This window comes from Pseudomonas saudimassiliensis (assembly GCF_000939975.1).
In the GTDB taxonomy this organism is placed as follows: Bacteria; Pseudomonadota; Gammaproteobacteria; order Pseudomonadales; family Pseudomonadaceae; genus Halopseudomonas; species Halopseudomonas saudimassiliensis.
This window is the reverse complement of sequence record NZ_LK391969.1, coordinates 80,468-101,472: the sequence shown is the minus strand read 5'-3', so window position 1 is coordinate 101,472 and position 21,005 is coordinate 80,468. Positions and strand designations below refer to the sequence as shown.

General features: G+C 60.7%; 20 protein-coding genes. 5 read left to right on the top strand and 15 right to left on the bottom strand.

Annotated elements, in window-relative coordinates; translation table 11 throughout:
- Positions 1–2 precede the first annotated feature (2 nt).
- The 7 genes from betT to VG99_RS16255 all read right to left on the bottom strand — a co-directional run bounded on the left by betT (position 3) and on the right by VG99_RS16255 (position 6,470).
- A complete protein-coding gene (gene betT / locus VG99_RS00505; protein ID WP_044497673.1) occupies positions 3–2,285 on the bottom strand; it encodes a choline BCCT transporter BetT in 2,283 nt (760 codons plus the stop codon).
- A 153-nt stretch (positions 2,286–2,438) separates the two neighbouring features.
- Positions 2,439–2,897: a DUF4112 domain-containing protein gene (locus VG99_RS00500; protein WP_044497672.1), complete on the bottom strand. Its 459-nt coding sequence runs from the start codon at positions 2,895–2,897 to the stop codon at positions 2,439–2,441.
- Between the two features lie 23 nt (positions 2,898–2,920).
- Positions 2,921–3,469 (bottom strand): DUF421 domain-containing protein, encoded by a 549-nt coding sequence (locus tag VG99_RS00495; protein ID WP_044497671.1) that lies wholly within the window; start codon positions 3,467–3,469, stop codon positions 2,921–2,923.
- Between the two features lie 176 nt (positions 3,470–3,645).
- Complete coding sequence (gene nirK, locus VG99_RS00490) at positions 3,646–5,034, bottom strand: copper-containing nitrite reductase (RefSeq protein ID WP_239419765.1); 1,389 nt, start codon at positions 5,032–5,034, stop codon at positions 3,646–3,648.
- 235 nt (positions 5,035–5,269) lie between these two features.
- The gene (locus VG99_RS00485) at positions 5,270–5,488 is read right to left on the bottom strand and encodes a VF530 family protein (protein WP_044497669.1); all 219 of its coding nucleotides are present in this window, start codon (positions 5,486–5,488) and stop codon (positions 5,270–5,272) included.
- A gap of 195 nt (positions 5,489–5,683) precedes the next feature.
- Positions 5,684–5,965, bottom strand: coding sequence for a DUF503 domain-containing protein (locus tag VG99_RS00480; protein WP_044497667.1), 282 nt, complete (start codon positions 5,963–5,965; stop codon positions 5,684–5,686).
- Between the two features lie 28 nt (positions 5,966–5,993).
- Positions 5,994–6,470, bottom strand: a complete 477-nt coding sequence (locus tag VG99_RS16255; RefSeq protein WP_044497665.1) for an anti-virulence regulator CigR family protein — start codon at positions 6,468–6,470, stop codon at positions 5,994–5,996.
- Positions 6,471–6,751: 281 nt separating this feature from the next.
- Between VG99_RS16255 and VG99_RS00470 the strand changes: the two genes are divergently transcribed.
- Both VG99_RS00470 and VG99_RS00465 read left to right on the top strand, forming a co-directional pair.
- Entirely contained in the window at positions 6,752–7,123 is a 372-nt protein-coding gene (locus VG99_RS00470) for a hypothetical protein (RefSeq protein WP_044497663.1), read from the top strand.
- Between the two features lie 247 nt (positions 7,124–7,370).
- A complete protein-coding gene (locus VG99_RS00465; protein WP_044501326.1) occupies positions 7,371–8,132 on the top strand; it encodes an SDR family oxidoreductase in 762 nt (253 codons plus the stop codon).
- 61 nt (positions 8,133–8,193) lie between these two features.
- On the opposite strand, the gene pdeM is transcribed toward VG99_RS00465, so the two are convergent.
- The 7 genes from pdeM to VG99_RS00430 all read right to left on the bottom strand — a co-directional run bounded on the left by pdeM (position 8,194) and on the right by VG99_RS00430 (position 16,849).
- Complete coding sequence (gene pdeM, locus VG99_RS00460; protein WP_044497655.1) at positions 8,194–8,853, bottom strand: ligase-associated DNA damage response endonuclease PdeM; 660 nt, start codon at positions 8,851–8,853, stop codon at positions 8,194–8,196.
- Complete coding sequence (locus VG99_RS00455; RefSeq protein ID WP_044497653.1) at positions 8,850–11,324, bottom strand: ligase-associated DNA damage response DEXH box helicase; 2,475 nt, start codon at positions 11,322–11,324, stop codon at positions 8,850–8,852. The genes pdeM and VG99_RS00455 overlap by 4 nt, the downstream gene beginning before the upstream one ends.
- On the bottom strand, positions 11,314–12,909 hold the full coding sequence (locus VG99_RS00450; RefSeq protein ID WP_044497651.1) for an ATP-dependent DNA ligase: 1,596 nt from the start codon (positions 12,907–12,909) through the stop codon (positions 11,314–11,316). Before VG99_RS00450 ends, VG99_RS00455 begins: the two co-directional genes overlap by 11 nt.
- The gene (locus VG99_RS00445) at positions 12,909–13,904 is read right to left on the bottom strand and encodes a ligase-associated DNA damage response exonuclease (protein WP_044497650.1); all 996 of its coding nucleotides are present in this window, start codon (positions 13,902–13,904) and stop codon (positions 12,909–12,911) included. Before VG99_RS00445 ends, VG99_RS00450 begins: the two co-directional genes overlap by 1 nt.
- 164 nt (positions 13,905–14,068) lie before the next feature.
- A complete protein-coding gene (locus VG99_RS00440; RefSeq protein ID WP_044497648.1) occupies positions 14,069–15,289 on the bottom strand; it encodes a serine hydrolase domain-containing protein in 1,221 nt (406 codons plus the stop codon).
- Positions 15,290–15,321: 32 nt separating this feature from the next.
- Positions 15,322–16,059 (bottom strand): TorF family putative porin, encoded by a 738-nt coding sequence (locus VG99_RS00435; protein ID WP_044497646.1) that lies wholly within the window; start codon positions 16,057–16,059, stop codon positions 15,322–15,324.
- Between the two features lie 193 nt (positions 16,060–16,252).
- Positions 16,253–16,849 (bottom strand): TetR/AcrR family transcriptional regulator, encoded by a 597-nt coding sequence (locus tag VG99_RS00430; RefSeq protein ID WP_044497645.1) that lies wholly within the window; start codon positions 16,847–16,849, stop codon positions 16,253–16,255.
- 592 nt (positions 16,850–17,441) lie between these two features.
- On the opposite strand from VG99_RS00430, the gene VG99_RS00420 reads away from it, so the two are divergent.
- From VG99_RS00420 to VG99_RS00410, 3 genes are all read left to right on the top strand, one after another.
- Positions 17,442–17,648 (top strand): cold-shock protein, encoded by a 207-nt coding sequence (locus tag VG99_RS00420; RefSeq protein WP_044497641.1) that lies wholly within the window; start codon positions 17,442–17,444, stop codon positions 17,646–17,648.
- A 240-nt stretch (positions 17,649–17,888) separates the two neighbouring features.
- Entirely contained in the window at positions 17,889–19,175 is a 1,287-nt protein-coding gene (locus VG99_RS00415) for an MgtC/SapB family protein (protein ID WP_044497639.1), read from the top strand.
- 81 nt (positions 19,176–19,256) lie between these two features.
- Entirely contained in the window at positions 19,257–20,597 is a 1,341-nt protein-coding gene (locus tag VG99_RS00410; RefSeq protein WP_082049947.1) for a substrate-binding domain-containing protein, read from the top strand.
- On the opposite strand, the gene VG99_RS00405 is transcribed toward VG99_RS00410, so the two are convergent.
- Entirely contained in the window at positions 20,591–21,004 is a 414-nt protein-coding gene (locus VG99_RS00405; protein ID WP_044497637.1) for a barstar family protein, read from the bottom strand. The genes VG99_RS00410 and VG99_RS00405 overlap by 7 nt on opposite strands.
- Position 21,005: the final 1 nt, after the last annotated feature.

The following is a 21,005-nucleotide window of genomic DNA, read 5'->3' as shown; positions in this document are numbered from 1 at the left end:
CGTCACTCCGGCTTCTCGTCCAGATCCTGGATATCGTCTGCCGATTTGGGTATCGGCGTTTGGTCCTTGGGTAGCACCGTCGGCGTCAATACCGACGCAGTAGCGGTCTCCGAGGAGTGGGTCAGAAAGGCCAGGTGCGCTTCATAGCGGTCCAGCACATCATCGATGATCTGCTGTTTGGTGAGCCCCATCAGGTCATAGCCGCCGGAGCCGGTCTGGGTAAACACCTCCAGCCGATAATAGACGTCGGTCTCACGGGACATGCGGCCGGTGAACATCGGCACGGGTGCTTCCACCATGGCTACCTGGTAATGAAAGCTGCGAACGTCCTCCATGGTCACCCGCAATACCGGCTCCTCTACCTGGTAGACGTTCAGCATCACGTCCCGCTCGACATTGTAGCCCTGCTTGCGAAATTCGTTGGTTATCTCATCAAGCGCCGGTCGCACCGTGCGGTCAAGGAACTGAGTGACCTGACGCTGGCTGGGGTAGGCACGCAACTGCTCCAGCCGCTGCTTCCAGGAGCGCTCCGGCACATGGCCGCCAATCGGCGCGACGCTGGGCCGGTGCAGTACCAAGCCTTCGCGCTCGGCGCGCTCCATGCGCAGCACCTTGTGGAAGGATGCCATCACCAGATAGGCGATGATGGTCACCGGCAGCGCGAAGATCAGCGTGGCGTATTCCATGGTGGTCACGCCGCCAGCCAGCAGCATGGCAATGGTCAGCACTGCGGTGAGTATCGCCCAAAAAATTCGCAGCCATTTCGGGCCGTCATGGGCTGGGTCGGGTATGGACGCCGAGAAGTTCGACATGACCATGGCACCGGAGTTGGCGCTGGTCAGATAGAACAGCAGTCCCGACAGGGTCGCCAGACCAATCAGGAACATGGCCCCGGGGAACATCCCGAGCAGCACGTACCAACCCTGCTCCGGGCTATCCACTGCCAGCTCGGCAAAGCCCAGGTTGCCCTGCAGCACCTGGAACAACGCCGAGTTGCCAAACAGCGAGACGATAATGAAGTCGCAGAGCACCGGCGCGGTAATGGCGGCAATCACGAACTCGCGCAGCGTACGACCGCGGGAAATACGCGCCAGGAACACCCCGACGAATGGCCCCCAGGCCAGCCAGAATGCCCAGAAGAACAGCGTCCAGCCGCCCATCCATTCCGAACCACCGGGTTCATAAACGAAGGTCTGCAGGGTACGGGCCGGCAGGGTCATGAGGAACCGGCCGATGTTCTCGGTCAGCGCGTTGAGCAGGAAGGCCGTCTCGCCACTGACGAGGATGTACACCATCATCGCCACGGCGCTCCACAGGTTCAGCTCGGAGATCCAGCGGATGCCGCGGTCCACGCCCGAGGTGGTCGCGCCAATGGTCAACACCACCGCCCCGATCACCAGGCCGATCTGCAGTCCCAGCCCATGCTCCAGGCCGAACAGCAGGGAAAAGCCGACGCTCAGCAGCACCACGCCGATACCCATGGAGGTGGCTACACCAAACACGGTGCCCACCAGCGCGATGATACTGATGCCATCGCCCAGCGGGCCGCGCACCCGCTTGCCCAGCAGGGGGTAGAGCGCTGCGCGAATCGACAGCGGCATGCCCCAGCGATAGGCGAAATACCCCATCGCCATGCCCAGCAGCGCATACATCGACCAGCCGGCGATGCCGTAGTGGAACATGGTCCAGACCACGGCGTCCTGCAACGCCGCCTGCGAACCGCCCTCACCCGACGGCGGATACAGGTACTGCACCACCGGGCCGGTGACCGAATAGAACAGCATGTCGATGCCGACCCCGGCGGCGAAGAGCATCGCCACCCAGGTGCCGAGGCCGTACTGCGGGCGCGAATGGTCCGGCCCGAGGCGCACGTTGCCCTCCTTGGACAGGGCGACCCAGAGCACGAAGCCGATCACCAGCGTAACGGTCACCACGTAATACCAGCCGAGGTTCAGCGCAATCCAGTCCACGGTCGACTTCATCGTGGTGCGGGCTTCATCCGGGGCCATGATCGCCCAGATTGAGAAAAGCAGGATCACCACCGAGGAGACAATCAACACGCTCCAGTTGGTACGGGAAGTGCGGTGCTCAAGCAGCTCCTGGGGGCCCTTGCTCAGATCGGCGCGGGAGACTGGCGCGTCGTCATCTTCTGCGCGCCCAGGGCGTTTCTGCGAGCCCCCAAAGCGGGTACGTTCCAACGGCGGAGGCATCGGCCCCATGGCAGAGGGGTGATGACTGGATTGAGCGTCGTCGTTGCGCTCCTCGGCAGGAGGGTCTATGGGCATTTATTCACTCTTTATCCATGCGTCAGGGCGGAAAAAACCGTAACGCGACAATCGGTTTGCCCATCAGCCTAGCAGAAACGCGAAACTCTCGTTTTGGATGGCAGGCTGGGACGGCTCTGCCCGCGCCCCCGCCCCGAGTCTCCCATGCCATCCTCACAACAGAACCCCGAACACGGCAATAATGGCTGCAAACAGGGCGGACAAGCCGATCAATATCTTCCAGGGAAAGGGCGCCGGTGCAGGCTCCACCGCGAGCTGCTGGTTCAGGTAATTTCTCAGCAGACGGGTATTACGGCTGTTGGCTTTGTAGACGGCATCGAAGGCATCCCCAAACACGGGGATCAGCCCACCCACGAAGTCGATGCCGATATTACGCAGCATACGCCGCTTCACCTCCTTGCTCGCCCCCGCCCGCTGCGCCTCCAGCAAGACATAGCCGGACATCGCCAGGCCAATCACGTCGCCCACACCGGGCACCAACCCGATAATCGGCTCGACGCCGATCTTGAAACGGGTGAAAGGCAGGCCAATGCTGCTATCGGTGAAACGGCTGAACTTATCGAGCCGAGCGAGAATGGCGCGCTGTTCGGCTTCCGATGGTTTTCTGGTCATCGCGTCTCCCAAATCCCGAGGAATCAACCCTGATCACGGTTCGCTTGCGTGCTCCTCTCTGGCGCTCGCACATCGGCAAGGCTGGACCGATCTCCTGCGCTCTGCTTAATGACGCTGAATGAGCCGTCTGTTTCCAACACCACAGCTTCCACCTCCGAGAGCGAGGCCACCCCAGCCGCGCGCACAGCGGCTCTGACCTCGGCCTCGGTGATCCGCGTGCGGCGAAGCGCCGGCGACAACAGAACCCCCCGATGCAGCAGCATCGATGGCTCTCCGGTAACCAGTTGCCGTACCCAATGCACCCGTACGCTGGACCAGGTCACCACGTATTGCAGTCCGATCAATAGAGCAAAGGCCACTGCTCCATCAGCAAGCGCCAGGTCTTTGGTCAGCAGCACCGTCGCCAGGGTGGAGCCGAGGGCGACGGTCACGACCAGGTCAAAGGCATTCATCTTCGACAGCGTGCGCTTGCCCGCCAGCCGAAGAAAGACAACCAGGGTGACATATGCCAACGCCCCGACAATCAGAATACGGAACAGGCTCTGCGTCCCGCCAAAAAATAAAGACTCCAAGTCACCTCCATCCACGCTGTATTGTCTGCTTCTGAACATAGTTCATCGGGTGGTCCCTAACCATTTGGCGTCTCGATACACCAGGAGTTCGATCCGATGTACCCACCAGCTTCGCTTCCGGCAAAAAAAACGCCCCGGAGTGCTGAGCTTCCGGGGCGTTGACTGCTACCGGTCAATCAATGACCGCTGCTGTGGTCTACCTTCTCGTCGGACTTGAAGATGGTGTCGTCGGCTTTGCCGTTGACATGGAGCAGACCTACCAGTCCTTTCTCGGCGCGGGACAGCGCGTGGTCCACCAGGATGTACTTGCCGGGGTACTCAGTCTTGAACTCGACCATGGTGGCGCCGCCCGGAGGTACCAGAGTGGTTTGCACGTCAGTCAGCGGCGGGCTGGTCAGGGAAGCCTGGTCATATACCCGGTCGAAGATCTCGCCAATCACATGGAAGCTGGATACCAGGTTGGGGCCACCGACACCGAAGAAGATGCGCACGGTTTCGTCAACATTGGATTCCATCTTGTGGGTGGCCGACAGGGCATCCATGGAGCCGTTGAACATCATGTGTTCGGGACGCTCGTCGAGCAGCTTGTCCAGCGAGAACTCCTGCAGGCCAGCCGAGCCGTGACGCTGCGCGGTATAGAGTTCGCCCTGCATCACATAGTACTCGCGGTCTACTTCGCTCAGGCCGCCCTCAGGCTCGACCAGGATCATGCCGTACATGCCGTTGGTGATATGTTGCGCAACCATGGGGGTAGCACAGTGGTAAACATACAGGCCGGGAGCCATGGCTTTGAACGAGAAGCTCTTGGAATGGCCGGGAGCAACCTGAGTTACCGCAGCACCACCACCAGGGCCAGTCACGGCATGGAAGTCGACCGAGTGGATATGGGCGCTGTCCTCGGCGTTTTTCAGGTTGATGTTCACAGTGTCGCCCACACGTACCCGCAGCATCGGGCCCGGTACGGTGTTGTTGAAGGTCCAGAACTTGTAGCTCGCACCATCGCTCAGACGACCTTCCACTTCAGTGGCTTCAAGGTCAATAGTAAGTTCCTTGGGTCCACGCTTGCCGACTGGCTCACCCACTTCACTGGGGTTCTTGGACAGGTCAGGGAACTCACTGCCCGCTTTTTCCTGGGCATCACCCACGATCAGCTTGCCGAACATACCCGCTGCCTTGTGCCCGGGCAGGCTGCACAGGTACTCGTAGATACCACCCTTGTTCGCCCGGAACACGATCGCGGTCGCCGCGCCCTTGCCGCCAATCTGATCGGATTTGACATTGAAATCGGGAACGGCAAAGTCATGAAGAGCGCCATCGCCGTTGACGATATTCACTTGCACCACGGCATCTTCCGCGACCCGCAGATCAGGGTTCACTTGCCCCTTGGTCGGGCCAGCCTCACTGACATAAACCAGCTTGCCGTCGGCAATATCGGTACGCAGCGTGAAGACGACATCCGGCACGGGCTTGACGTTGGCGGTGCCGCTGGGGTGATCGGCCATTGCCGGCGCACCCAGCCCGACAAGTCCGCAGAAGGTGATGAAATAGAGAAGGAAGGCTCTCATGGGTATGATCCTGGATCAGATGGGACCCTGCCAGTGCAGAGTCGAAACATGCCCGGGAGACTGTGAAAGCATCCGACTAACGTCGGTATTGACACTGCCACCGAGCTTCAAGATCAGGCTACGCGTGGCGGAAGGGACGCCCCTTGATGGAAATCAAATAGTTGGAAGGTAGGCGGGCTCGGAGGCGTGGTCGGTTGTCGCAGGGAGTGCGCGACGCAGCCAGACGCCCTGGCTTTTATCCGAAGGTCGCCAGGTACAGCTTCTCCACCTTCTCTCTGGCCCAGGACGTCTTGCGCAGAAACTTGAGGGATGACTTGATCGACTGGTCATTCTTGAAGCAATTGATCGCAATCCGCTCGGCCAGGCCATCCCAGCCGTAGTGGCTTTCCAATCGGGTCACGATGTGCTCGAGCGTTACGCCATGCAAGGGGTCACGCGGATGTTCGTTGGTCATGGTGCTTATGAATGCCTGTGCGGTAACGGGGTAAGTGCGCGGAGGATATCACGCGCCGAGTAGCGTGCCTGCCGCCCATGGCCGCCGCCCACCCTGGCGCAGCGCATCGAGCGATGCCAAACGCAAGATCCCTGATGCAGGCATCCTCGAGACAGTGTCAGACAGCGGGCCGCAGGGTAGTCGACATAATCCTGATTACAGGCTTTCACGCACCACATCCATCACCCGGGCCTCGACAGTGCGTTGTATCCTATCTTCGATCTCGCTGCACAGCGGCTCCACTTCCTGCGCTGATAGCCCCGTCACCACAAAGGTCCATTCGCTGGCATCCACCCGGTCCCGATCGCCGCTCTCGCAAACCGCTACCGCTGGCTGGCGCCCATAGCGCTCGTGCATGCCACCCATGCGCTGGCGCTTCTCCTTGAGAGAGCGGCAGCCTGGCAGTGAAAATCTCATGGTCAGCACAACGATATGCATGGATGGCAGCCCCGGCGATTGCGTCAACTCAGTCGAACACATCCAGCAGGATATCAGCGATGATGCCGGTCGCTACCGACACGAGGATCAGGTCAGTCCCTGCCGACTGCCATTCATAACCCGGGTGGCGCGGCAGCCGCTCGAGCAACGCACCGGATCGAACTTTCTTAGCGATCCCCGGGGGCAGGGGCTTGCCCCGCATGAGGTTCTTGCGGATGCCCGGTGGCAGATCGCGATGACCACTCAGGCCCGCGTGGTGCGCGTACTCCCGGGCCAGCACGGCGGAAATGCCGGCATTGACCAGCGTCTCGAAAGCGACTTGACTGCGGTATCGGTCCTCCCGGTAGTGACGCTCATCGCGCCCTGGCTTGCCCTTGCCGGGATGCCCATGGTCCGCAGACCGGTGATGGGGAGGCCCCTTGCCTTCCGGTGGCCCCGCATAAACGTGAGGTACCCACAAACTGGCGGCCAACAGGCCAACCAGGACAGCGATTCGATATTGCATGATCAAGACTCCAGAGCCGACCGCCAATCCGCAGCAGCCCTCTGCCCGGTGCTTCTATGCGATCTGCCCTATAGACCAGCAAAGGCTCCGTTGGTTGCCGGCAGGACCAGCCACCGCACATGACGCCTGCCCAGGCGCTGGTCAGGCAGGCACGCCCGACCGCGTTTCGCTGCGCAGCTTGAAGACGTTTACACTCGGTAGCGCCAGCACCCAAGGATTACCCGCCCTGGAAACCCGGGCCCCTATGGTAAAGTAGCCGCAAAATTGACCGGACAACTCAAATGCTCATATACATTCTGATCGCCTGCGACCGCCTTGAAGAAAAGCGCGAGAAAAAGCTGAGGCAGAGCCTGCCGGAACTGCAAGCGGCTTTGCAGGCGTATGTTGATGCCAATCCAGCCGTCAACGTAACGCTGATCAATGAATGCGAGAGCGATGACTGCGAAGACTGGCAGTTGGGCATCAGCCAGCAGGTGAAGAAGAAACTCCACCTCAATCCCCCAGTGGATCTGTTCAACGGTCTGGCCGAGCAATACGGCATTGATTGCGAGGTGGGTTATATCGAAGACGAGACCCGCGAGCCGGTCAGTTATTTCGGCAAGTATGAAGGCAAGGGTGAAGCCTTTCTGTTAGCAGAGTATCTGGGGTTGTAGCGGAGTAATCGACCTCCCGCGCCGGGGATATGGCTGACAGCATGGCTTTCATACCTGCCGGAATAGGCTGCCGGGGCAAGGTTCACTCACCGCGAACCGACCTGCCCCCCAGCGCCACCCCATCACCCGCCCTCATATCCCATGAACAAGCTTCCTGATGCAGAGTGCCTTCATCCGTCGGATTGATATTCTGAACCACGGACAGGCTCTGGTATGGGACCGCAGCCTTCGCTCAAGAGAACACACCATGGAATCAGCGTATTCGGGCAGAGTTGTACTGATCACTGGGGCCGCTGCAGGCATCGGCAAAGCCACTGCCCAGGCTTTTGCCGCTCAAGGGGCACGGCTGATACTCGCGGATATCGACACCATCAACGGGGAGGAGACAGTGGCTGGCATCCGCGAGCAAGGCGGTGATGTCATGTTCTGTCAGTGTGACGTGGCCGATGCCGCCCAGGTCCGCTCGATGCTGGAGATGATCGAGCGCGACTATGGCCGGCTGGACTGCGCTTTCAACAACGCCGGGGTTGAATTCGAGCAGGACAAGCTGGCCGACGGGGACGAAACGGTGTTCGACCGGATCATGGACATCAACGTCAAGGGCGTCTGGCAGTGCATGCGCTTCGAAATTCCGCTGATGCTCAAGAGCGGTGGCGGAGCCATCGTCAACACCGCCTCGATCGCCGCCCTGGGCGCAGCGCCGAAGATGAGCATCTATGCCGCCAGCAAGCACGCCGTGCTTGGGCTGACCCGGTCGGCGGCGGTGGAATATGGGCGCAAGGGGGTGCGCATCAACGCAGTGTGCCCGGCGGTGATCGATACGGACATGTTCCGCCGCGCCGTGGAAGCCGAGCCGCGCAAGGCCGACTCCGTCGCGGCACTGCATCCCATCGGCCGTATCGGCCGGGCGGAGGAAGTGGCTGCTGCGGTGCTCTACCTGTGCTCCGATGCTGCCAGCTTCACCACCGGTATTGCCCTGCCCGTAGATGGTGGCAGCACCTGCATCTGAACCAGCGGCGGGAGGGGCCGGACGCGGGCATGCCCCCAGGTGCAGACCAAGGCACCTGGTATCAGCAACCAGCGCCCGAGCCCATCGGATATAGCTCACCCTCAACAACGAGTACGGCCCCCTCCCCGGCCTGCGGCTGAATCTCCCAGCCGCCGGTCAGAGCACCAAAAGACGGCAGCACGGACACGCCGTCGCGCCACCAGAACACCGGTGCCCGCAATCGATCGCCCCCCGCCGACAGGCTGTAAACAGGGTGCAGGTGCCCGGCCAGCACATGCCTGCCGGGGACGCTCTGTGGTTCATGGCATAGCCGGAAGGGTCCGATATCCAGCGTGGCATGCCAGTTGATGCCGATATCGATGCCCTTGGCGTGCCGGTCATGGTTACCTATGACCGCTTCCACCTGCACATGCCCATGGCGCGCCAGCCAGTCCGGGAACTGTGCGAGAAATGGCTCGCTCGGGCTGGGCCGGTGATGGAAGAAGTCGCCCAACACAATCAAACGCTGCGGTTCAAAATGCGCGATCAAGGCGGATAACCGTTGCAGGTCATCCTGGCTCTGCCCGGTCGGCACCGCCAGCCCCTTGCGGCGGAAGAAAGCGCCCTTGCCAAAGTGCGTGTCGGCCACCATGAGCGTGGCCTGGACCGGGTAATACAAGGCCTTGTCACCGTGCAGAATGACCCTCTCACCCGCCAGCTCCCAATCCAGGGTGCGACTCATCGGCGTTTTTTCGCGACGCGGTCGGCGTTGCGCTCCAGGGTGACCAGCATGCGTTGCACGCGCTGGCGCCAGTTCTCGGTGCTCAACCGGCTGCGCAGGCGATCGACCCACAGCGGGAAACCAAGGGGCGAGAAATGCTTCAGACTCTTGATAATCAGCTCCTGCTCGGCTGCGCGCTCCAGCACCGCGCGCAGCCTTCTCATATCCAGCTGGTCTTCCATCACTTCGCGGCGGGCCTGATCGAGCAGTTTGTGGTCGGGGTCATAACGCGTGAGGGTGTCATAGAGCAGGCTGGTCGAGGCCTGCAACTGACGGTCGGTCTTGCCGCGCCCTGGATACCCCTGAAACACCAGCCCGCTGATCCGCGCAATATCGCGGAACTGCCGGCGCGCCAGCTCACTGGCGTTCAATGCCGCAAGCACGTCGTCCAGCAGTTGGTCCGGGTTGAGCAGCGACCGCCAAATGGCGTCGGTGAGCTCGGGCGGTTCCGTTGCAGTGAGCAATTCCAGCCCGTAGTCGTTGACCGACAGGGAGAAGGTCGCCGGCTGTAGCTGACCGAGTCGCCACGCCAGCAGCGCGGCTAGCCCCTCATGGGCCAACCGGCCGGCGAAGGGATAGATGAACAGGTGATGGCCTTCCCGTGAACGGCAGCGCTCGATCAGCAGATGCTGCCGGCCCGGCAAGGCCGACTGCTCGCGCTGTACTTCCAGCACCGGACGCACGGCTTCCACTTCGGGGTCTCGATAGATCCCCTGATCCACTTCCTCAAGGATCTCCAACACCGTATCGGCCAGCTCCGAAGACAGCGGCAAGCGCCCGCCGTACCAGCGGGGCACGCTGTGCCGGCGGGTAGAGGCGGGTTTTACGTAGGCCACCAGATCGCGCACCTTGATCAATTCCAGTGCGCGCCCCGAGAACAGAAACACATCGCCGGGATTAAGCCGGGCGATAAAGGACTCCTCCACCGTGCCCAAGTAGCCGCCGCTCAAGAATTTCACCCGCATCTGCGCATCACTGGTGATGGTACCGATGGCCATCCGGTGACGGCGGGCAATGCCCGTATCCTCCACGCGGTACAGCCCATCCTGCTCAACCACCCGATGAAACTGCGGGTAATGCTCCAACACCGGCCCGCCTTGGGTGATGAACACCAGACACCAATCGAACATCTCCCGCGTCAGGCCGGCAAAGGCGTGGGTAGCCTGCGCTTCGGCCAGTGCCTGCTCCGCTGCAAACCCCGGCCCGGCAGCCAGCGTCACCAGATGCTGAACCAGCACATCCAGACACAGGCGCAACGGCCGCCGGGCTTCGACCCGCCCGGCCTCCCAGGCGCGGCGTGCAGCGGCAATTTCCACCAGTTCAAAGGCGTGGCTGGGTACACAGAGAATTTCGCTGGGCGCGCCGGGCTGGTGGCCGGAGCGGCCAGCACGTTGCATCAGGCGGGCAACGCCCTTGGGACTGCCGACCTGCACCACCCGATCGACCGGCGAGAAATCCACGCCCAGATCCAGACTGGAGGTGCAGATAACACAGCGGAAGTCCCCGGCGCGCAGCCCGTCCTCGATGCGTTTGCGCAGCTTGCGGTCGATCGAGCCGTGGTGCAGCCCGATCTGCGTCAGCCAATCCATGCGCGCCTTGAGCACCGACTCGAACCACAGCTCGGCCTGGGAGCGGGTATTGGTGAACAACAGTGCGGTATCACCCTGCTCCAGATACTCAAGCACGCCCTCCAGCTGCGCCAACCCCAGATGCCCACCCCAAGGGAAGCGCTCAAGTGTTGCCGGAATCAGCCCGCGCACGGCCAGCGTCTTGTGGGTATCGCCGGCGATGCTGACGCCCGGCGCGGCGCCCTCACCGAGCAGCACCTGCATGGCCTCATCCAGATTGCCCAGGGTGGCCGACAGCCCCCACACCGGCAGACCCGGACGGCGCGCGCGCAGCCACGCCAGACACAGCTGCAGCTGCACACCGCGCTTGCTGCTCAGCAACTCGTGCCACTCATCGACGATGACCGCATCCAGCTGGCGGAAACTCTCCTCCACGTTGCGGTAAGACAGCAGTACGGACAGACTTTCCGGGGTGGTGACCAGCGCCTGGGGCAGCTTGCGCCGCTGCCGTGCCCGTACGCTGGCGCTGATGTCGCCGGTGCGGGTTTCGACCTGCCAGTCCAGCCCCAGCCCGTCCACCGCCTGCTGCAGATTGCCCGCGGTGTCCGTGGCCAGCGCACGCAGCGGGGTAATCCATAACACCCGCAAGCCGGCAGGCGCCCTGCCCTGCTCCAGCGCCACGGAAACCGGGCCGAGCCAGGCAGCCAGGGTCTTGCCGGAGCCGGTCGAGGCATGAATCAGACCGGACTGCCCGGCGCGGAAGGCCGCCCAGCTGCGCCGCTGAAAAAGCGCAGGCTGCCAGCCCTGGCGGGCGAACCAGTCTTCAATTGCCTGGAGGCCATCCACCGAGGTATCAGCTGCCATAGATGCGCAACAGCTCTCTGACCTGGTCGAGGGTATCGGCCTCCTCGACCGGCTTGTCCTGCCGCCAGCGGGCAATGCGCGGAAAACGCAGCGCGATGCCGGACTTGTGCCGCGGGGACGGTTGAATGCCTTCGAAGGCGATTTCCAGCACCTGCTGGGGCTTGAGCGAACGCACCGGGCCAAATTTTTCCACGGTATTGCGCCGGATCCAGTGATCCAGCTGCTGGATTTCCTTGTCGGTCAGCCCCGAGTAGGCCTTGGCGATGGGCACCAGACTCTCCCCGTCCCGTACGGCCAGGGTGTAGTCGGTATACAGGTTGGCGCGCCGGCCATGCCCCGGCTGGGCGTAGAGCAGCACGGCATCGATAGTCAGCGGATCGATCTTCCACTTCCACCAGTCGCCCCGCACCCGCCCGCTGCGATAGGGGCTGGCGCGACGTTTGAGCATCAGACCCTCGACGCCGCGCTCGCGGCTGCCTTCGCGAATAGCCGCCAGCGCCGGCCAATCGCGGGCGTCGGTTATCGGACTCAGGCGCAGCGCCGGTTGAGCGGCTTGCTCCAGCACGGCTTGCAGCGCAATGCGGCGCTCCTCAAGGGGCCGTTGCCGCCAGTCTTCACTCTGATATTCCAGCAGGTCATAGGCCAGAAACACCACCGGCACTTCCTTCAGCAGCTTCGGCCCTACGGTCTTGCGTTGAATGCGCCGCTGCATCTGCGAGAAGGGCAATACCTGCTCATCCCATGCCAGCAGCTCACCATCAAGCACCACCTCCGGCAAGGCCAGCGCTGCCTCTTCCACCTCGGGGAAGCGCCCACCCATGGGCTCTTCCCCACGGGACCAGAGCCAGATACCGCCGGGGCGGGCAATCAACTGGGCGCGGATGCCGTCCCACTTCCATTCCGCCAGCCAGTGGCTCAAATCGCCCAGATCAGAGGGATCACCCTCCAATGGCGACGCGAGAAAGAAGGGATAGGGCTGGCCCTGGCGCTCCTCCCGGTGCTCCTCATCAAACAGCCGCTGATAGAACTCGGCGCTGGGCTCAAACTCACCCATCAGGCGGCGCGCTATCAAGGCCCGGGGTTTGCCACTGAGCGCCGCCAGGGCGCGCTCCACCAGACCCCGGGAGACACCGACGCGCAGGCTGCCAGTCAGCAATTTGTTGTACAGAAAGCAGGCGTGGCGCGGCAGCGTGCGCCACAGTGCGATGACATGCTCCTTGCGCTGCTCTTCCTCCAGATCGCGCAGGCTGAGAATGCTCTGCTCGACCCATTCGGCAAAACTGCCCTGCACCGCCGGCCGTTCGGTATCGTCTTCCATCAGCAGGCTGATGGTTTCGGCCAGATCACCCACGTGCTGGTAGGTTTCCTCCACCAGCCAGTCCGGCAACCCACTGGCCTCAGCCAGCCATTCGCGCAGCCGCCGCGGGCCGACCAAGCGCTTCATGCGGCGGCCGGTCAGTATGTACACCGCCCAGGCGCCGTCATGGGGATCGACGCCGTCAAAGTAGGCCGTCAGTTCATCCAGCTTGGCCTGGGTCCGGGTGGTCGAGTCCAGCGCGGTATAGAGGTCGGCGAAGGCCTGCATCAGTCGTCCTCGCCCCCGTAGAGGGTTTCCAGCTCATGGGCTTCAATCCCCTCGTGCTCGCGCAGATAGCGCACCAGATCATCGCTGCGACCGTGGGTGGTCAGCACGGTGCTGGCACCGCACTCGCGGATGGTGCGCAGCAAGGCCGGCCAGTCGGCGTGATCGCTCAGCTCGAAACCATGGTCATAGCCACGGCGACGACGGTTGCCGCGGATACGCATCCAGCCGGAGGCAAAGCCGGTGCTGGCATTGCGGAAGCGACGCATCCAGGGCGAACCGGCGGCCGAGGGCGGCGCGAGGATAAGCTCACCGGCAAAATCATGATCAGCGGGCAGCTCGGTAATGGGCGTGGTCGGTAGCATCTGCACACCCGCCTGCCGATAGATCTCCGTCATCGCCACCATGGCACCGTGAACAAGAACCGGGCGGTCGGTATGCGCAGTCAGCGCCGCCAATACCCGCTGCGCCTTGCCCAGCGCGTAGGTGAAGAGAATACAGGGCCGATCCGGATGCGCCGCCCACCACTGCCAGATCTGCTCCCCCACTCGCTCAACCGGTGGCCAGCGGTAACAGGGCAAGGCAAAGGTCGCCTCGGTGATCAGCGTATCGCAGGGGATGACTTCAAAGGGCGCACAGGTCGGATCCGGGTCGCGTTTGTAATCACCGGTCACCACCCAGACGCGACCATCATCATGCTCCACCCGCACCTGGGCGCTGCCCAGCACATGCCCCGCCGGGTGCAGGCTCAGGGTAATAGCGCCAAAGCGCCGCTGCTCACCATAGTCCAACCCGGTAAAACGGTGCTCCCCCAACCGATGCCGCATGATCGGCAGGCTGAGGTGGTGAGCCAGATAATGCTCGCTGCCAGCGCGAGCGTGATCCGCGTGGGCATGAGTAATCACAGCCGTAGGCACCGGACGCCACGGATCGATATGAAAATTGCCCGCCGGACAGAACAAGCCTTCATCGGTGGGGATGATGATCGGGTCATGCATGCGGTACGGCGCCCCTGCGACTCGTCGAATATCGACACCTGTAGGTGTGACAATCGAAGCGCGGGGATGTTACAGAGGATGCGGTCGGTAGCCCCCGCCTTTGGGCACCTGGAAGGAGACGCCCTGCTGACGCGGCAGCAGGACGTATTCATATCACTGGCGTGTCAGTCGAGATTCCTGGCGATCTCACGGAACAGTTCGATGGTCTCGTATTCCCGCCACGAAGTCTCATCGCCAGCCGAAGCGTAGTTACGCGAGGCCGATAGCTTCACGATCACAGTGTCGTGCTTGGGGCTGATACACATAAACTGATTGAGGATACCGATCGCACAGTAGTCCTGCTCATCACCTTCCGGAATCCACCACTGGTAGCCGTAGCCCATGCTGGCATCGCTATTGTCACGCGTACCGGGCATCAGGTGCGGCGCGTCTGGGGTGATCGAGGCTTGTACCCAGTCAGCGGGGATGACCTGCTTGCCGTTGAACTTGCCGTTCAGGCGGAACGCCTCACCGATACGCGCATAATCACGGGCGGTAGCATTGAAACCGGCGAAAGCCATCGCATTGCCGTCGTTGTCGGTGTTCCAGTAGGCGTCATGGTTCGCGCCCAGGGGCTCCCAGAGTTTTGCCTGTGTATAGTCAGCCATCGACTGCCCGGTGGCCGCTTCCAGTATCAGGCCCAGCACCTGAGTGTCTGCAGAGCTGTAACGGTTGAAGGTGCCCGGCTCCAGTTCGTTCTGGATCTTTGCAACGAATTCCACCAGCGACGAGCCAGTTGCCATGGCGCGTCCCAGACGAGCGATCTCGCTGTCGGGATTGCCATATTCCTCAAGCCAGCGGGCGCCGGATGACATCTGCAGAATATTCTTGATGCTGACATTTTCGTAGCCCGAGCCCTTGAGCGCCGGTACGTAGGTGACAGCGGTATCCTCGATGCTCTTGATCTTGCCCTCCGCCACCGCAATGCCTATCAGCGCCGAGACCACGCTCTTGGCAACCGACATCGACATCCAGTGACGATCAGGCGCACCGGTCAGTCGATAGTTCTCGTAACGGATCTCTCCGCCCTTGATGACCAACAGCGCCGCGGTATCCGTTTCTTCCAGCAGCGCCTGTGTCGACAGTTGCTTGCCTTGGTAGGTGTAATGCTGGGGCAGCTCGATAGTCTCGCCTTGTGGCCAAGCGATCGGCTGGCTGGATCTGGCAACCTTCTGGCTGGGCAGCAGTTCTTCGGTGCGATAGAAATTGGAGTATTGTTCCTCACCGCTGAACAGCGTGCCAAGGAACTCCTGGGCATTGGTGGCTTTGTTCAACGTCTCGGCGTGTACCGCGGTAGTAACGCTGAGCAGCAGCGCCAGGGGAAGCAGCTTTGTTCTTAATTTCATAGTTGTTCTCGCTTTCTCAGGGAAACCAGGGATCAGAAGCTCTTGCTGACACCGACGACGGCAGTGGCGCTGCAGACGTCATCGAAGCCGTTGAGGTTCATGCACTCACGTCGGGAAATATCGGTATCGGCATAAGCCAGCGACCACGCCAGGCGGAGCATTTCCTTGGAAACCTTCGCCTCCCACTCGCGGTAGGCCTCGCGGCTCTTGCCGCTGCTACCGACCAGCCACGGGTCTTTGTAGTCAACCTGGCCGTAGCGCGTGCTGAGCAGCACGTCATACGGTAATTGGGTCTTGTATCCGAGCCAGCTGTAGAGGTAGCTGTGTTTGCTGCCCAGTGCAGGAACATCGTCCGAATACTGGCCTGCGAGGGTGAAGCCGTAGGCCGACAGCATGGCATAGACCTCAGACGAATTGTCGCCGCTGCCGCGCGGATAGGTGTACTTAACGTAGCCCAGATCCATCGCCAGTTTCTCGCCCAGCGGCACATACCAGCCAGCGTAGTAGTCGATCTCGTTACGCACCTTCGAGCCGTAGCCGTAATCAACTGTTGACGTCCATACGCCTAGATACAGACCGGTGCTTTTGCTGGAAAGCATGGCATCGAACTGCAGGGCTGGGTCGTTCTGAGTGTAGGAAATGCCGCGGGGGCGGTAGTCGCTGAGCGCAGTGACAGTCATGTCCAATGACAGATCCTGGTTCAGTTCCAGAGCATGCGCAGCAGGGACGCACAGCGCCGTGAGACTTAAAGCTAGAGTCAGCTTCTTCACGTTTTGCAACCTTCTTTTTTTTGTGAGTGATGTCCTATCGCGACCTCATGAGTGGGTCACGGCTGAAATTTATTGAAGTTAAATATTTTAGTCAAATAAAACTTTTATTCGACTAAAACCAACCGCGTTTATCGCGTGCAGATACTCAGGAGGGGGAATTGAGTGATGCGCGGGGCTCAGAACCGCCGCAAGGCTACGGATGCAGGCCGTTGAAGATCAGTTCAAAGGCTTGACGGACGCGCAGGTCATGCGCGGCGCGGTCGGGCGAATCCTCGTGTACCAGCTTGGCAAACATCAACGTGCAATAGTCGTTGAGAAACTCGGCGATAAAGAGAGGATCGTATTGGCTGCTGATCCGCCCACGCTGCTGGGCTTGGCGCAGTTGCTGCGCGGTCCCCTGCATCAAACGTTGATTCACCGCTTGATAACCTTCGGAAACGTTGCCATAAGGGCTGCAGATCTCACGCCAGACCGTGACGGGCAGGGCTTCAAGCTCGCGCTTGACGATCATGGAGTTGAGATGGCACATCGCATCAACCATGCTGTCCATTGCGGGCAATTCTTCGAGGGCTTCGTTGAGCGCCAGAGTATCGGCCCGAACTGCCAGGGCATAGAGGATGTCCTGCTTGCTGCCAAAATAATTGAACACAGTAGGGGCTGACACGCCAGCGCGAGCGGCAATCTGTTCGACCGTAGTGGCGCTATAGCCTAATTGGTCAAACAACGTCACGGCAGCATCCAGGATCGCTTCCCGGCGCTCCTCTTTCTGTCGCTCACGCAAACTGCTCATCGCTGTTCCTTGTCTTCCGTAAGATAGGTGAGGATGAACGTTAACATTAATCCGCCAAGCTGTGGCCCTTCTGCTTTCTGCGCCTCACTGATGAATGTAAGTGGAGATGTCATTTCCCAGACTCAGTGTCTGCACCGCAAATGCGCGCCAGGGGACCGAAGCGCACCGCAGCGCAGCATTCGCCCCGTTGATAACGCCCCCACAGGAGACACACCCTGCCGCAACCTCCAGCCATAGCCTGATCGAAAGCATGCGCGAATGGCTCATGGACGAAATGGTGACAATCCCCAGAAAAGAGGAGCCGATGCTCAGATACCGTGGTCAGATTGTGCAGAGGAGTTAGCCGATCAAGGATGCCGCCATGCGCAACCACTGATTGTGTTTTCCATGAATATAAAAATTGACATGGCTGAAAAATGCTGTAGGGTAGATCTCGTTAGGAAGTTCTGATCTATATTGTAAAAGCCTGTTCGATCCCTGCCAGTAGCTAGCAACTCTTCAGCATGTAATCGTCCCGTATTTTTTAGTAATAGACTCTTTCCGGCAACACCGGTCCGATTGGGCCATCCATATCTTATTTGTAGGAACGATTATGTCAGCAGTTACTGGTACGGTTAAGTGGTTCAACGAAGCTAAAGGTTTTGGTTTTATTGAGCAAGCATCGGGTGCAGATGTGTTTGCTCACTTCAGCGCCATCACCGGCTCAGGCTTCAAAACCCTGACCGAAGGCCAAAGCGTCAGCTTCAACGTGACTCAAGGCCCGAAAGGCCTTCAGGCAGAGAACATTCAAGCTATCTAAGATAGTTTGATTCGGCGCTTCGGCGCTGATGTTCTAAAAAGGCGACTACCTCAGGGGAGTCGCCTTTTTTCATATGTAAAGGAACAAAAAGCAATTCCTTGCTGATTGATGGCGCGCGACAGACCGGCAAGGCCGACGCCACTCTAATTGAAGCGGTGTTTAACCAGCCCTGTAACTGGACATGCCCATGGGGCACTATAAGGGTCTGGCGTCGGGGCAGTTAAAGGCAGATGGCAAGCAATGAATGGATTGAACTACGGTACGGAATTGCTGGGCTTGCTGATTGCCCTGGCGGTCGGACTGATCATCGGATTCGAGCGGGGTTGGCAGTCGCAGAACCTGGATGCCGAGCGGCACCAGGAGATCGACGATCAGACAGTAACCGGCATCCGCACATTTGGCCTGCTGGGTCTGGGCGGCGGGGTGGTCGCGCAGCTGGGCATGCTGTCGTCGGATTGGATATTAGCGGCGGGGCTGCTGGGCGTCACCGCCCTGCTTATCGTCGGTTATATCCACAGCAGCAAAGTCACCGGTGATCTTGGGGCCACCACCGAAGTCGCCGCGCTGCTCGCTTTCCTGCTTGGCGCGCTCGCCGTGCACGGTCTGTATCTGGAAGCGGCAACGGCGGCAGTGATAACTGCAGTACTGCTAGGCGCCAAGGAACGGCTGCATGCACTGCTGCGCAGCCTGTCCCGCCTGGAGCTGAATGCATCGTTGCAATTGCTGGTGATCGTGCTGGTGATACTGCCGCTACTACCGAACGAGGCCATGGGCCCGTGGGGCAGCATCAACCCGCAGGTGATCGGCTGGCTGGTGATCCTGATTGCCGGCATCAGTTTCGCTGGTTATTTCGCCGTCAGACTGTTGGGAGATCGTGTTGGGCTGGTGCTGACCGCCCTGCTCGGCGGACTCGCGTCCAGTACCGCGCTGACCCTCGCTTTCTCGCGCATGGCACGCTCGGATGGCAGCCGCAACGCCCTGCTTGGAGCGGGCATTGCCCTGGCCTGCGGCACCATGGCGTTACGTTTGATACTGGAAGTGGCTGTGGTCAATCGCACATTGCTGCCGCCCCTGCTGCCAGGCTTGCTCGGGCTGGCACTGGTACCCCTGATGGCATTGTTGTGGATCCTGTTACGCCGCCGGGATGAACAGCCCGTAGGTCATACACCACCAATGCATAACCCGCTGGATCTTCAACAGGCATTGATCATGGCCGGGTTCCTGGCGCTGATATTCATATTGTCCAAGGGTGCAGAGCATTGGTTTGGCAGTGAAGGCGTCTATATCCTCGCAGTCATTGCCGGGATTGCCGACGTAGATGCTGTAACCATCGCCCTGGCCCAACAAGCCAAGGGCGAGCTGGCCAACGACGTGGCCGTGCGCGGCATTCTCCTTGCAGCGCTGACCAATACCGCCGTCAAGGCCGGGATAGTATTGGTAATCGGAGGCCTGCCGCTGGCACGCTGGGCCAGCTCAATCCTGCTGGCGGCATTGGGGGTAGGCGTTCTCGGTTTGCTTTTTGTCTGATCATACCCCGTCATATTCCCGAAATATTTCCGCAATATAATCCAGCCCGCCTACCCTTCTACATTTATCAGGGCAACGGAAATGCCACAACGCTCGTCGCTGTTATTCCCTCGTATTCGTACATTCTTGTTTGCCGGCCTGGTCGGTTTCGGTATTCCGGCTCAAGCGGCATCGCTGCAGCTACAGATCAACGGCTCCAATACCATAGGTGCCAAACTGGCACCGCAACTGGTCGAAGGCATGCTCCGTGAGGCGGGAGCCAGCGATATTCAGGCGCATCTCAATCCTGACACCCGCGAACACCTGATCACTGCCATCAGCAGTGAGGGCGATAGCATTGAAGTATCCCTGCATGCCCATGGCTCTGGTACAGCATTCAAAGGACTGGTAGCGGGTACGGCCCAGATCGGCGCAGCCTCCCGCCCCATTCATGACGACGAGGCCCTGGCCCTGGCCACGGCCGGCGACATGCTCAGCGCAGAAGCCGAGCAGGTGATCGGCCTGGATGGTCTCGCAGTCATCGCCCATCCTGACAACCCGCTGACCGCGCTGGATTTCGAACAGCTGGCCGAGGTATTTGCCGGCAGGATAACCGACTGGCGCGAGCTGGGCGGCCAGCCCGGCCCCATCAACCTGTATGCCCGGGATGGCAACTCCGGTACCTGGGAAACCTTCCGCGATCTGGTGCTGACCCCACGCCAGCTTGAGCTGGCCGCTGATGCCAAACGCTTCGCTTCGACCAGTGCCCTGTCCCGCTCGGTTGCCGGTGACATCCACGGCATCGGCTTTGTCGGCCTGTCGGGTATTGCCCCTTCCAAAGCCATTGCCCTGTCCTCGGGCAACTCCCGCCCCATGCTGCCTACCGCGGAACTGGTGGCCACCGAAGACTATCCCCTGTCTCGCCGGCTGTTTATGTACATCCGCCCGGATGAGACCAATCCACTGGCCAGAGCACTGATCGAGTTTGCCCGGAGCCACGCGGGCCAAGAGATTGTCGACCAGGTGGGTTTTGTCGGGCAGAACATCCGCACCATCAAACTGGAACCACTCGCCGACATGCCCCGAACCTACCAGCAACTGGCTGCGGAAGCCCTGCGCCTGTCAGTCAACTTTCGCACCAAGGAGCACACAGCTCAGCTGGATAACAAGGCCTGGCAGGACATTGACCGCCTGGTGGAATATCTGAATGCGCACGACAAGATGGATAACCATGTAGTGCTCGTGGGCCTTGGCGACACGCGTCATGGAGGCGCAGAGGAACTGCTGGCCAGACTGCGCAGCGCCACCGTCAAGCGCGCCCTGAACGAAAGGGGCGTCACCGTCAGGGAGATTCTTGCCATTGGTAACGAACTGCCGGTGGCCACCAACAGCAACGGCAGTGGCCGCGTGAGAAACCGGCGGGTGGAGATCTGGGTTTATTGACGCTCGGGAGAATCGGCGGTAAATCCGAGAGAGCCAACACCACACGCCAGGGCATCCCCGTATATCTCTACCCGCAATTGTATTTCACGGGAGCTGGCATAGGTACAAACATCCATCATCAGTTGAAACCAGTCCGCCAGGTCAGCCTCATCCACCTCGGATGCATCCTCAATCGAGAAGCGCCAGAGAGCAGGTTCTGACAGCTGATCCACATGGTCGAGCAACAGGTCATAGGCTGCATCCCAGTTGTCACCGAAGTAATCCGGAAAGTTGAAAGCGCCACAAAGCGCCTGCAACAGGATCGACTTGTTCAACAGACCATTTGCATCCAGAGCAACGGCAGGTTGATCCAGCTGGTGCCTCGGTTGCCAGGTGATTGGCGCGGACTGTTCAGGTGTTGTCGTCATG